At 48.9% G+C, this 13,486-nt stretch carries 11 protein-coding genes; 6 read left to right on the top strand and 5 right to left on the bottom strand.

All coding sequences use genetic code 11. The features are described from left to right. Positions 1–24: 24 nt before the first annotated feature. Entirely contained in the window at positions 25–423 is a 399-nt protein-coding gene (locus tag LHL18_RS16815) for an OsmC family protein (protein WP_226767937.1), read from the bottom strand. 203 nt (positions 424–626) lie between these two features. On the opposite strand from LHL18_RS16815, the gene LHL18_RS16810 reads away from it, so the two are divergent. Both LHL18_RS16810 and LHL18_RS16805 read left to right on the top strand, forming a co-directional pair. Beyond that, a complete protein-coding gene (locus tag LHL18_RS16810; protein ID WP_134058264.1) occupies positions 627–797 on the top strand; it encodes an entericidin A/B family lipoprotein in 171 nt (56 codons plus the stop codon). Between the two features lie 22 nt (positions 798–819). Beyond that, positions 820–1,239, top strand: coding sequence for a hypothetical protein (locus tag LHL18_RS16805; RefSeq protein WP_226767936.1), 420 nt, complete (start codon positions 820–822; stop codon positions 1,237–1,239). A gap of 52 nt (positions 1,240–1,291) precedes the next feature. Here the strand turns inward: LHL18_RS16805 and LHL18_RS16800 are convergent, their stop codons facing one another. After that, positions 1,292–2,209, bottom strand: a complete 918-nt coding sequence (locus LHL18_RS16800) for a pirin family protein (protein WP_226767935.1) — start codon at positions 2,207–2,209, stop codon at positions 1,292–1,294. Between the two features lie 318 nt (positions 2,210–2,527). Between LHL18_RS16800 and LHL18_RS16795 the strand changes: the two genes are divergently transcribed. Both LHL18_RS16795 and LHL18_RS16790 read left to right on the top strand, forming a co-directional pair. Continuing rightward, entirely contained in the window at positions 2,528–3,688 is a 1,161-nt protein-coding gene (locus LHL18_RS16795) for an efflux RND transporter periplasmic adaptor subunit (RefSeq protein WP_226767934.1), read from the top strand. A gap of 16 nt (positions 3,689–3,704) precedes the next feature. Then, a complete protein-coding gene (locus tag LHL18_RS16790; protein ID WP_226767933.1) occupies positions 3,705–6,815 on the top strand; it encodes an efflux RND transporter permease subunit in 3,111 nt (1,036 codons plus the stop codon). A gap of 82 nt (positions 6,816–6,897) precedes the next feature. Here LHL18_RS16790 and LHL18_RS16785 read toward each other — a convergent pair whose 3' ends face one another. Both LHL18_RS16785 and LHL18_RS16780 read right to left on the bottom strand, forming a co-directional pair. Next, on the bottom strand, positions 6,898–7,515 hold the full coding sequence (locus LHL18_RS16785) for a TetR family transcriptional regulator (protein ID WP_134058254.1): 618 nt from the start codon (positions 7,513–7,515) through the stop codon (positions 6,898–6,900). Between the two features lie 141 nt (positions 7,516–7,656). After that, on the bottom strand, positions 7,657–10,356 hold the full coding sequence (locus LHL18_RS16780; protein WP_226767932.1) for an Ig-like domain-containing protein: 2,700 nt from the start codon (positions 10,354–10,356) through the stop codon (positions 7,657–7,659). Between the two features lie 429 nt (positions 10,357–10,785). Between LHL18_RS16780 and LHL18_RS16775 the strand changes: the two genes are divergently transcribed. Next, on the top strand, positions 10,786–11,292 hold the full coding sequence (locus LHL18_RS16775) for a hypothetical protein (RefSeq protein WP_226767931.1): 507 nt from the start codon (positions 10,786–10,788) through the stop codon (positions 11,290–11,292). Between the two features lie 185 nt (positions 11,293–11,477). Further along, a complete protein-coding gene (locus LHL18_RS16770; protein WP_226767930.1) occupies positions 11,478–11,993 on the top strand; it encodes a hypothetical protein in 516 nt (171 codons plus the stop codon). 198 nt (positions 11,994–12,191) lie between these two features. Here the strand turns inward: LHL18_RS16770 and LHL18_RS16765 are convergent, their stop codons facing one another. Then, positions 12,192–13,472 carry a GGDEF domain-containing protein gene (locus tag LHL18_RS16765; protein ID WP_226767929.1) on the bottom strand — a complete coding sequence of 427 codons (1,281 nt, stop codon included), beginning with the start codon at positions 13,470–13,472 and terminating at the stop codon, positions 12,192–12,194. Between the last annotated feature and the right edge of the window lie 14 nt (positions 13,473–13,486).

Genomic DNA, 13,486 nt, shown 5'->3' with positions numbered 1-13,486 from the left:
TGCCTGCTTACCTTGTACCGCGGCTCAGCTAATGCTGGCACGAATTTCAGTGCTGACGGCTGTCATCAGTTTATGGATGGGACATTTTTCCGCAATGGCACCCAGCTGCTGTTTTTGCTCGCTGCTGAGTGCTCCCTGTAATTTCAGTTGCACATTCAGCACATAGACACCCTGAGCTTCGCGGCTGTTATCACGCTCAATAATAACGTCAATATAATCCAGCGGCAGTTGCTTACGTTTGGCGTACATCATCACGGTGATAGCTTTGCAGGCTGCCAGCGCGGCATCATATAAATCGTGCGGATCCGGTGCGCTGTCATCTCCGCCCAGCTCTTTGCCAACATCAGCAAATACGGTGTGCTGGTTAATACGGATAGTCTGGCGGTAGGTGCCGCTGTCACTTTTACGCAGTTCAATACTCATATATCACCTTTCTGCTGTCGGTATGAATTAATTTCCGCATCCGTTGTAATTACTACATAAGTAAACAGCACTAGGCAACAGATATCTTTATAAAAAACAACGACATATTGTTGGTTTGGTTCTTGCTGTACCACAGCTGAATACCTTGCAGATGCCAGTGTACGCTTTGCAAGTCGTTAGGATCAATCGGGAGGATCAGTCTGATGAACAGTTTTACAAGTGAACATAGTCGTTTTAATGCTAAGCGCTGCGTCGGTTTGATGCTGGCTGCGCTGCTGAGTATCAGCGTTGTAGGCTGCGCCACTGTTGAAGGCGCTGGCAAAGATATCGAATCGGCCGGTGAAGCCATTCAGGATGCAGCAGACGATAATTAACTTTTAAACAGGAACTTACACCATGTACAGCTATATGAAACCCACACTTATGCTGGCAATGCCCATTGTAGTGTATCTGACCGTTTATGCTGTAGGTATCGCTATGGACAACGATCTTTTTCATTATCTGGCGGTGTACATGGCCGCCTGCTGTGCCATGTTAATGTTGTTTGTCGTTGCCCGCCAAAGTGATGATTATAAAAGTGCGCTGGCGGCTGTCGCTTTTGGTGCCAGTGTCTTTTTCGCGTCATCTTATGTTATTCAGCTGCTAAGCCAGCCTGATTATCAGCGCCCCAATTATGCGCCGCCTGTATCTGTGTCACCGGCTGCTTCTGTCGTTCAGCGTTGGTTAGTGCAACAGGCGCAAAATCAGCCCGAGCTGATAAGCGCAGAAGTGGTTGAGCCGGTGGTGGCGCAAACACTGGAGAACACCAATGGCTAACACTGCTCGCCAATATTAACACCCGGCGCTGGTGCCGGGTGTTAACCTGTAATCAGTTGACCGGATAGGGAATAAACTCTTCTTCATCGCCAACGACTTTGGCGAAACGATCGGCAATCCAGTCCTGCTTCGCCTGCTCAATACGTTCTTTACGGCTGGAAATAAAATTCCATTCTATAAAACGCTTACCCATATTCTCGCCGCCTATCAGTGCTATACGGCTATCTGCAGTGGCTTCAATTTCTAAGCCTGCGGCCTGATGCAGCACTACCATAGCGTGTTCGGGTACTACAGTGTCTTTTAGCCGCAACCCGCCTTTGGCAACGTAAACTGCACGCTCGGCACAGTCGGGCAGGGTTAAACGTTGGCCTTTTTTCATAAAGGCTTCGACATACAGCGTTTGCGCATAGGTTTTTACCGGTGATGTCTGACCATAAGCGCTGCCCATCAATACCCGAACGGCAACACCGTCAACATCGACGGCCGGAATAGTACGATTGGGATAGTGATAAAATGCCGGGTCGATTTCTTCATCTTGCTCCGGCAACGCTAACCACAGTTGCAGGCCATGCAGAGTATGGGCGCTGGCGGTCACTTCCGGCCGCTCCCGTTCGGAGTGCACTATACCACTGCCTGCCACCATCAGGTTAATGTCGCCCGGTGTAATGGTCTGGTAGCTGCCCAGCGAATCGCGGTGCAGAATTTCACCTTCGAACAGATAGGTAACAGTAGCGAGGTTAATATGCGGATGTGGCCGCACATTAATGCCTGAGCCTGCAGCAAATTTGGCCGGGCCCATATGATCGAAAAAGATCCACGGCCCGACCATTTTGCGTTCTTTGGTTGGCAGTGAGCGGCGCACCGAAAAGCCGCCCAGGTCTTTATCCCGCGGTTTAATCACGATATCAACGGCGCCGCAGCCGCTATCAATGTCACAGTCCAGTTCATCTGTTTTGGTTTCAGTGCTCATGTAGAAGCTCCACGGGTTGCGCTGCATTTTTTGCAGCGTATTAAAATAAATCAACAGTATAGGACAATAACTGCGAAATAAAGCACGCATAAAACCGGATAAAAACAGTGGTTTTTTTCACCTGTCAGATCACTGTAGCAGCCTGGTCTCTGACAGCGGCTATACTGGTTTCTCTGGTTACTGAACAGCTTTTTTATGGCGTTGGTCGCGCTGGTACAGCTGGATTATTGATTACATACAACCTTGTATGTATATTGCCGTTCTTATTCTGCCTGAACTATACCCGGGATTTTCAGGCAGCCTCTCACAGGAGTTTGTATGCGTGTAAAAATGAAGCTGTTCACTGCACCGGTAGTGGCATTGTTAATGGTGGCCTGCAGTGAGCCCCAGCAGGCAGGTGGCCAGGCTGCGCCTCAGGCGCCTGAAGTAGCTGTAGTGACGCTGAGTACCAGTTCGCTGGCATTGACTACTGAATTACCCGGCCGCACTACTGATTTCCGTCAGGCTGAGATCCGTCCGCAGGTTAGTGGCATTTTACAGCAACGTTTATTTACCGAAGGCCAGCAGGTAGAGGCCGGCCAGGTGCTGTACAAAATAGACGCCGCCCCTTATCAGGCAGCATTAGCCAATGCCAAGGCGAATTTAGCCAGCGCTAAAGCGGTGGCGCATAACGCCCGTTTAAAAGCCGATCGGCTCAAAGGCTTGCTGGGCAATAAAGCAGTAAGTCAGCAGGATTATGATGATGCCCAGGCCGCGCTGATGCAGGCGGATGCCGCCATCGCCAGCAGCGAAGCTGCGTTGCAAACCGCACAAATTAACCTGAACTATACCCAGATTAAAGCGCCCATTTCTGGCCAGATTGGCCGCTCAGCCGTTACTGAAGGCGCCTTACTGACGGCGAACCAGGCTCAGGTGATGGCGACAATACGCCAGCTTGACCCGATTTATGTCGATTTAACGCAGTCGAGCAGTGAACTGCTGAAGCTAAAAAAGCAAATGCAGGGTGATGAGCGCGACAACGTGACGGTCGATTTGCTGCTGGATGACGGCAGTAAATACAGCGAGCAGGGCAGCCTGCAGTTCTCTGAAGTAAATGTTGACCCCAGCACCGGTATGGTGACGCTGCGGGCCGTATTCCCGAACAAAAACGGTAATTTGCTGCCAGGTATGTTTGTCCGTGCCAGGCTGCATCATGGTACTGATGATCAGGCAATACTGGTGCCACAGGCTGCAGTCAGCCGCACACCAAAAGGCCAGGCGTCTGTGATGCTGGTTAACAGCAATAATGAGGTTGAAGCGCGTTTAATTGAAACCGGCCGCACTGTTGAGCAAAGCTGGCAGGTGACCTCTGGCCTGAGCGCCGGTGATACCGTTATCGTTGCCGGCCTGCAGAAAGTGAAGCCGGGTGCCAAAGTCAGAACAGTGCAAGCGCAGAATTCTGCTGATAGCAGCCAAAACAGCCCTGCTGTTTCACAATAGGCAGGAGTAGAAACAGATGGCAAATTTCTTTATCAGCAGGCCTATTTTTGCCTGGGTCATTGCAATAGTCATTATGCTGGCCGGCCTGTTATCGATTAAACAGTTACCGGTTGAGCAGTATCCGCGCGTGGCACCACCTGCTATCAGCATCAGTGCGTCTTACCGTGGTGCGTCGGCCAAGACAGCCGAAGATGCGGTGACGCAGGTGATAGAACAGGCCATGAATGGCCTGGATAACCTGATGTATATGTCAGCCAACTCTGACTCCTCCGGTAACGTCAGCCTGACACTGACCTTTGAAACCGGCACAGATGCCGATATTGCGCAGGTACAGGTGCAAAACAAGCTGCAACAGGCACTGCCGTTATTACCGCAGGAAGTGCAGCAAAACGGAGTGCGGGTAGCCAAATCTAACGGTGGCTTCCTGATGGTGGTGGGCTTCTTATCAGAAGATAACAGCCTGGCCCGTGACGACATTGCCGACTATGTTGTGGCGAACGTTAAAGACCCGTTAAGCCGCACGACAGGTGTAGGTAATGTGCAGGTATTCGGTAGCCAGTATGCAATGCGCATTTGGCTGGATGCCAACAAACTGAACGAATATCAGCTGACGCCGGCAGATGTGACTGCGGCGATAGAAGTACAGAATAACCAGGTCACCGCCGGCCAGTTAGGCGGGGCACCGGCATTGCCCGGCCAGCAGTTTAACGCCGCGATACTGGCGCAAACCCGTTTAACGTCAGCCGAAGAGTTTGGCCAGATCCTGCTGCGAGTGAATGCCGATGGTTCTATGGTAAAGCTGTCTGATGTGGCGCGCATTGAACTGGGCGGTGAGGATTATTCAGTAATTGCGCGTTACAACGGCAAAATGGCCACCGGTTTAGCCATTGAGCTGGCCACCGGCGCCAACGCGCTGGATACCGCCGCCGCGGTAAAAGCCAAACTGGCAGAGTTAGAGCCATATTTCCCTCAAGGGCTCAGTACTGTTATTCCGTATGACACCACACCTTTTGTCGAAATATCGATAAGCTCAGTGGTACAAACGCTGATTGAAGCCATTATTCTGGTGTTTCTGGTGATGTATCTGTTTTTACAGAACTTCCGCGCCACGTTGATCCCCACGCTGGCAGTGCCGGTGGTGTTACTGGGTACCTTTGGTGTGATGTCGGCGTTTGGCTTTTCTATTAATACCCTGACGATGTTCGGTATGGTACTGGCCATCGGCTTGCTGGTAGATGATGCCATAGTGGTGGTGGAAAACGTTGAGCGCGTGATGAGCGAAGAGGGTCTGGGCCCGGTTGAGGCCACACGCAAATCGATGGGGCAGATCACCGGCGCGCTGGTCGGTATCGGCCTGGTATTGTCGGCGGTATTTGTGCCTATGGCGTTCTTCGGTGGTGCTACCGGCGCCATTTACAAGCAGTTCTCCATTACGATTGTGACAGCCATGGCGCTGTCGGTGCTGGTGGCACTGATCTTTACCCCGGCGCTGTGTGCCACCATGCTCAAACCGGTTAATGGTGATCATCACACCAAAGGCGGCTTTTTTGGCTGGTTTAACCGCGGTTTTGATGCGTCAAACCGCAAATACCAGCGCGGTGTCGCCGGTATGCTGGCGCGGCCGAAACGCTCAATGTTGGTGTACGGCGCTATAGTCGCTGTGATGGCGGTGATGTTCCTGCGCCTGCCTACGTCTTTCCTGCCGGAAGAAGATCAGGGCGTGTTTTTAACCATGGTGCAACTACCAACCGGTGCCAGCCAGCAACGTACTGAAGCGGTGATGGATAAAATAGCTGCGCACTACGCCAGTGAAGACGCAGTACAGTCGGTGTTTACCGTGTCGGGTTTCAGTTTCGCCGGTCGTGGCCAGAATATGGGCCTGGCATTTGTGCGTTTGGCTGACTGGAGTGAGCGTGGTGCAGCAGACAGCGTACAGGCTGTGATTGGCCGCGCCTGGGGCTTTTTTGCCACGGTAAAAGAAGCACAGATTTTTGCTTTTAACCTGCCACCTATCGCCGAGCTTGGCCGGGCGACCGGTTTCTCACTATTTTTGCAGGACCGTGGCGGTTTGGGTCACGAGGCGCTGTTAAACGCCCGTAACCAGCTGCTGGGTATGGCGGCGCAACAACCGAATCTGGTCAGTGTGCGCCCCAACGGTATGGAAGATGCGCCGCAGCTACAAATTGATGTCGATCAGTTAAAAGCTCAGGCCTTGGGTGTATCACTGCGTGATATCAACCAGACATTGGCGATTGGCTGGGGCTCTACCTATGTGAATGACTTTGTTGATCGCGGCCGGGTGAAAAAGGTTTACGTGCAGGCAGAAGCCGATTTTCGTATGACGCCGGAAGACATCAAACGCTGGCATGTGCGTAACAGCGACGGTGATATGGTCAGCTTTGCCTCGTTCTCCAGTAGCCGCTGGATTTACGGTCCGCAGCGTTTAGAGCGTTACAACGGTGTGTCGGCGATGGAGATCCAGGGTGAACCGGCGCCGGGCACCAGCTCGGGTGATGCGATGGCTACGATGGAGCAACTGATCAGTCAGCTGCCGCCGGGTATAGGTTTTGAATGGACGGCAACCTCGTATCAGGAAAAACTGTCCGGCTCGCAGGCACCAGCGTTGTATGCATTATCGATTCTGGTGGTGTTTCTGTGTCTGGCCGCGCTGTATGAAAGCTGGAGCGTACCTTTTGCCGTTATTCTGGTGGTACCGCTGGGTATTGTCGGCGCGCTGACAGCCGCTTATATGCGCGGGCTTGGCAACGACGTCTATTTCCAGGTCGGCCTGTTAACGACGATGGGCCTGGCGGCGAAGAACGCTATCTTGATAGTTGAATTCGCCCGCGAGCTGCAGCAGCAGGGTAAAGAGTTAACGGCAGCCATACTGGAAGCGGTGAGGCTGAGGCTGCGGCCAATCATTATGACATCGATGGCGTTCTCGCTTGGTGTATTACCACTGGTGATAAGCTCTGGCGCCGGTTCTGCCAGCCGCAATGCAATAGGTACCGGTGTACTGGGCGGGATGATTTCAGCCACGGTGCTGGCGGTATTTCTGGTACCGGTGTTTTATCTGGTGATCATGAAGTTGGTTGGCGCTAAAGCGTCGGATATTAAAACTGTTTAACACGCATTAACGGCAGCAGTGATGCTGCCTAAAGGTTGTACCTTTGCCGGCTGTCTTAACCCCACGCGAGCAGCCGGTTTTTTTATGCCTTTTTCAAACCCTGCAGCATTACCTCTATCAAAGCGCCAGCGTGTTTATGCAAATCACACTGTTGTGGTTTCAGTAAAAAGTTACTGATAATGCCGCCTATATACATATGCAGTGAAAAAGCGGCCAGCCGCGGCGATATACCCTCACGCAGCAATCCCATCTGTTCTGCCCGTTCCAGTGCCCGCTGCAGTACCGCGACTGTTTGCTCATCCAGCTCATCCTGTTTGGTAACAGCCGGGTTTAGCTCGTCGATATACTCGCAGCGGTGAAATACTATCGTCAGTACACGCAGGTGCTGTTCACTACTGGCAATCAGCTGCAAGCCATTGGTAAACAATTCAAGAATTTGGCCAAAAGGGTCGTCAGACGGGTTGTTGTCAACTTCGTTCAGCAGGTGGTGAAATGGCAGCCGCACCCGCTCCAGCATAGCGTTAAATAGATCGGCTTTATTCTGAAAGTGCCAGTAAATGGCACCCCGCGTGACATTGGCGGCCAGCGCAATTTTTTCCAGCGTAGTGCGGGAGACGCCATGCTGAAAAAACAATACTTCAGCGGCATCTAAAATAGCTGCTCTGGTACTTTCGGCTTCGGCTTTGGTGCGACGCGCCATCTTGCTGATTTACACCTGTTATCTGTTTAATATGGCGTCGATTTTAACATAAGCTGACAGTTTCAGCCTAACCATAATCAAATAAGCTGGCGCTGGCATAAGTTCGCGGCTTCAGGTTTGCTAAAGCCGCGGAATTTTGGTTTAACTACGTCTTTTGTTGCTACGGTTTAATGCGATTAACGCCAGTAAACTCAGCAGCAGCCAATGCATGCTACCGCCTGAGCTCTCCTCTGGTTTGGCAGCAACAGCCAGTGTAATGACATGATCAGCTGATGCACCAGCAGCATCACTTACCGTGACACTTACTCGCAGCTCGCCGTTTGTATTCAGTTTGCCGGTAAGTAAACCGTTATTTGATACCGTTAATCCAAGCAGCGCAGACGATAGCCTGAATTGCAGTGCCTGACCTTCCGGATCGGCGAAATACTGAGCCAGCTCTATATGCATAGCTTCGCCCTGAACCACATTGAGTGTTGGCACCTGAGCTTTAACAACGGGCGCCAGGTTCATTGTATATTCGAACGTGAACTTAGCTACCAGATCAGATGGGTCTGCAGCTGTAATGTCGATATAGCCCGAATCAGTTACGCCTTGTCCATTAAATTTCAGTTGATTGTCGCTTAAACTGAAATCAGCAGTAGCGGTCAAAAGGTTGAATGATAATGCAGAGTCTTCTTCATCTGCTATTACAGAGCTTAGCTCCAGTTGAAATGGAACGCCTTGATTTAGTTTAAGTTTTAGCTTGGCTGCACTAGTTGCATAAGGTGCACTATTGTGGGCCAGACGTACGAGTTTTTTGTTCTGCCCGTCATATACGCCAATAGTGCGACCCAACGCAAGTAATGCCGGGCTGGCCAGTTGGAACTGTTGTTGTAATTGTTGATTATTAAGCTCGAGCTGCTCTGACCATAAGCCTGTAACACTGTCCTGCTCCAAAACCCGGAGGTCTTGCCAGCCTTGCACGGCTGCAAATCGTTCACCGACCGGCGCCCAACGAGCAATGTTACCCGACAGATACTGGGTGGACAGCAGAGTTAATGAGCCATTATCTGCCATCCGGTAGTTTAGTAGATAATTGTCACTGCGCAGCGTGAGTAAATCATCGCGGATATAGTAGCCTGACAGCTGAGGAAAGTCATAACTGCGGTATTGTTCTTGTTGTTGTAGCCGATTTTGACTGACGATAAATTTACTCATTACACTATTGTATTGGTCAACAGCATAAATAAATTCGCCTGCGGCCACCAGCATTTGAATCTGTGCAATACCAGACACACCTGAGGCACCATTCACCGCAGCATCTGCAAAACTAAAATGGTAATCTGCGCCAAGTGTCAACAGATTGAGCGTGTCATTATTGGCAATTACCAAAGCTGAGCCAACGCTGACGATATTATTATCAGCGGTATACAAGCTATTGCCATTACGGTCATACAAAGTGCCTGAGCTAAATTGCAGCAATTTGTCATTCGCTTCATCCAGTTGTATGACTGAGTAACGATCGCCCTGGAATAACGCATAGAGGTTATTGCTGATATGCAGTAGCTTGCGGGGGTAATAGTAGTTTTGCTCGCCCAGTAGTTGTTCTGGTGTGCTGATTTGTGTCAGCTGCGGCATACCTTGCTGCTCCAGCTTATATAGCCTGTAGTGCGTGCTGCTGCGGTGTAATAGATATTTGTCATTTAAGATCATTACATTACTGGCGTCAGCAAAATCAAAATAAATCTCTTGCTCGCCCGGCGTTACGGTAATATTTACCGTCAGCGAATTTGCAAAGAGTTGCAGCAAACCGCTTTGGCCAAGCACAGTAAGCTTGGCACCATTTGCCAGGCTTAAAGCATAATCTTTAACACTACTGCTGAAGCTATCCAGATTCATACTGGCAAATTGGGTTTGCTGTTGGCTGTTAAACAGAGATACCTGATTGCTGGCCAGAACTAGCACATATTGGTTGTCGATGAAGTGCACTTGCGAGTAATAGCTGTTCAGGTAATTACCGTTCGCGACTTCCGTAAGTTGCCCGGCTACAGTATCCAATTGCAAAATGTAATCTTGCTCCCGGCTACCATACATAACCCTCTGACCATCGGGGCTAAGTGCTACATAACGGACGTATTGAGAACCAGAACCGTTCACAGCCATACTGTGGTCAGTGATAAACTGCCACTGGCCGTTATTGTCAAGCTTATACACCATCAGATTTTTTTTATCGTTTTGCCAGCTTGACTGCGCCGCCAGTAAAATGCCGTTTGCAAATGCAATGTAGTCTGGATAAGTAGAGAGCTGCATGGAGCTAAGTACTGCCATAGCCCCGGTGGTTTCATTGATTGTAAACGTTGTAACAATATTGCCATTACGTGATACGGCAGTTCCGTTATTGATTACCAGCTGCTGACCGTAGCCGACTGTCAGTTCACTGCGGGTTTCAAGAGACGGATTAAATTCTTGATCCAGCACAACAGTGAAAACTTTGTCATTCACCTGGTACAAAAACCAGTTATCTGTGCCAGAGACGTACATTTTAGCAACGGAATCGTATTGCTGCAGACCCAGCTCGCTATTTTTAATTTCCCGCACCAGCTGATAGAAATCACCAACCTGGCTATAAATCGCTATGCCGTGTTGACTGCTGACGACTGTAACTTTGTCGCCATGGGCGACGTGGTTGGCATAAGCCAAAGCACCCTCATCGACCTGACCATCTTTGTGCAATGTTATTGCAGAGGTTATATATTCTTGTGTCTGTTGAATATGGTTATCGTTATAGAGCGGGCTCAGCGTTTGCTCCGCATGCACAGATAACATCGTCAGCAATAAACTTGCTAAAAAAGCGTTACGCATTAGGAATGATTCCACGTAGAAAGATTTATATTTGGATAGTCAGAGTAGAAAGCCACTACCATCATTGGTAAGGGGGTAGACAGTCCGTTGTATTTTTAACTGTTTTGAATACAAAACGGCGAGAGTTTATCAATAGGATAATTTTAAGTAAACAGGCTGCTTGGCCGCCAGTCTTTATTCTGGCTGTACTGGAAGATTGTCTTGCTGCAATGTTAGCTACCGGAATATAGCCAAGGGAAACGACCAATAAGGCCAGGGCGGTGATAGAAAGTCGACTGCGTTTCGCTTGAATGACTCTATTGGTTATACGCTAAAAGCGCTGGGGGATTATTTTGATTTACATTATTCGCGGGTTAGCAGGATAGTGGAAAAAAGGAAGACCTGACCCTTAGCGCTTTTATATGAACAGGCAACAATGGGGAAGATAAGATGAGAATATTAATTTTTGCGTTGTTTTTTATTCAGACAAATCTCTTTGCAGATGATGCCAAGATTGCAGTTCCACCAATCTCGATACAGTTGCAATCTGACTGTGGCGCTAAGATATGTAATTTGACTTTATGCATTAATAATAATAAAGATGAATATATAACAATAACTTCTCCATTTTTAGATGAAGGTCACCTTGTTGTTAATGGTGTGTATCTTTACCCTCTCGATGACTATATTGAAATTGGAAGCGACATTTATTCTCCTCGCTTGAGAAGAGAAAAAGTTACGGAATCTTTTAAAGAGGATTACCTTAAGCGTATAGAAAGCTCGACAGAATTGTCATTTGGTTTTGGAGAGAAAAAATTCTTCACGTTAGAGATAGAAAAATATTATATATTGGACTCTAACCGATATTATATCGGGAACTATATTTTGAAAGACTCATATATAATAGGAAATGATGGTAATAGTTTTTTTCCGTTAGCTCTAATGTTATCGTCATAAAAAGGTAATTAGCTGGATATCGATCAGAGATCATCAATTAGGATCAGAGATATTAATTTTCAGCGTTTAGCGGGCTAGTTATTTTCAGGTGTTTCAAAGCAATTTAAGGGCCACTCAGGACCTGACCCTTAGCGCTTTCGCACAAATGCATACCTTTATGAACTCAGCGTTATGGGAGGTCTTTAATGAAAAGTTTAATTGCTATATTGACTTTAGTTCCATGTTTGACTTTTTCAAAAGATGTTCCACTTATACAGCCTCCAATATCGACATACCTAAGTTCAAATTGCACTGCTGAGGCTTGCAATGTGAAATTGTGCATGGCAAATCTTCAGAATAATAATCTGACAATAAGCTCTTCATTCCTTCATGAGGATCAGATGTTAGTTAATGGAATGAATTTTTATTTATTGGAAGACTACATTAAGGTTGGTAGTGACATTTATTCTTCTTGGCTAAAAAGAGGCGAAGTTACAGACTTTTTTAAAGAAATCTATTTAAATAAGACTGAAGGATTGGCTAAAATTTCATTTAAACCAAAAGAAGAAAAGTGCTTTAATTTTAATTTGGATAAATCTTACGAATTAAAGAGTGGGAAATATTATATTGGTCATTACTTCCTTTATGACGGCTATGTGTTGGAAGGTGAGGAAGTTAGTTTCTTTTCCGTTAGTTCCAATATTATTGTAATTCAAAAATAAAAGAAAGAAATCAATGGAAATCAGATCAACGGGTCAGAGACATTGATTTTCCGTGTTTAGCGGGCTAGTTTTTATCAGGTATTTGAAGGCTGAAACATGATAGCCCGCTTGCCCTGTTTTTACTTAGCTAGTGGCGCTTAGCATGTGATTCAGAGCTTGAAGTCTGATTAATCTGAAGATTAACTTTCGCTTTACTCCCTACTTTGCAAACGCCACCTGATTACGGCCGGCTTTTTTCGCGCTGTACAGCGCTTCGTCGGCGCGTTTTAGCAGTTGTTCGGTGCTTTCGCCGCTTCGGCGGATAGCACAGCCCAGGCTAATCGTCACGTGCACGGTTTTGCTGCCCGCATTACTGCCGCGTTGCTGTTTGCCGCTTTTACTGTCTTTCGGCCTGTCCTGCTGGCGGATCACCAGTGGGTAATCGGCTACCCGTGCGCGCACTTGTTCCAGCTTTTCTGCCAAGGTCTCGGTTTTATTGTGGCTGAACACCAGCGTAAACTCTTCACCGCCATAACGGTAGGCGGTTAAGCCGCGTTCGCTGGCCAGCACTGAGCCAAGCAGCTTTAGCACCTGATCACCAACATCATGGCCGTAGGTGTCGTTAAACTTTTTAAAGTGATCAACATCGAGCATGGTAATCGCACTACGCCGGCCCAGCCGGCTCAAATGGCTGAGTAGCGCACGGCGTTGGGGCAGTTGGGTCAGCTCATCAATGTAGGCCAGTTGCAGCATCTGGCTGCTCAGGCTTAGCAGCAGGATTAAACAGGCGGCGAGCGTCATCCAGCCCGACATATCGGGCTCTTGGATAAACAGGTAGAACGCCATTACGGCCAGCCAGGCACCAAACTGGCCCCAGCGCTGGCTATTGGCCGCGTAGAAGTTCAGCAGGCCCAGCCAGCAGCTGGCGACAACGGCTATCCACCATAACTGGCCCCAACCTAATAAAAAGCGCTCAGACACCGGCTGAAAAAACGCCGCCGGTAATGGCAGGGCGGCCTGCCAGCTAGCCAGCGGTAACCAGAGCATCGTCAGTGGCGCCAGTAGCACCACCGCCAGCAGCGCCAGGCCACGTTTGGTCAGCAATTGCGGTTTATGCTGCAACTGTAGCAGCAGGGCGATAATGGTAAAACACAGCGGCAAAAAAATACTCAGCGCTAAAGTGCGCTCGTCGCTTAACGGGCGTTGCAGTGCCTGCTGCACCACCAGATAATGGCTGCCAAGCAAGCACAAACTGTACAGCCAGTGCCATTGGCGCATCAGGCTGGCCAGTGCCGCCGTCAGCGCTATGGCCGCGTAAACTAATGCAGGAAATAACGCACTGACAGCCGTCAGCTGCGCCGGAAACTGCCAGTACAACAGTAAAATAAGCGGTAAGGGTAATAAAACGAACAGATGCACCTGAACCTCAACGTTGACTGCCTGGCTTACTGCGGTGGTGCGCAGCTGAATATTGGCTGGTAACCTGACTGAGCATGCCATTGCCAGGCTGCAGT

The organism is Rheinheimera aquimaris (assembly GCF_020531985.1).
Classification (GTDB): Bacteria; Pseudomonadota; Gammaproteobacteria; order Enterobacterales; family Alteromonadaceae; genus Alishewanella; species Alishewanella aquimaris.
Note: the sequence above shows the minus strand (reverse complement) of the source record. Positions and strands in the feature narration are given on the sequence as shown.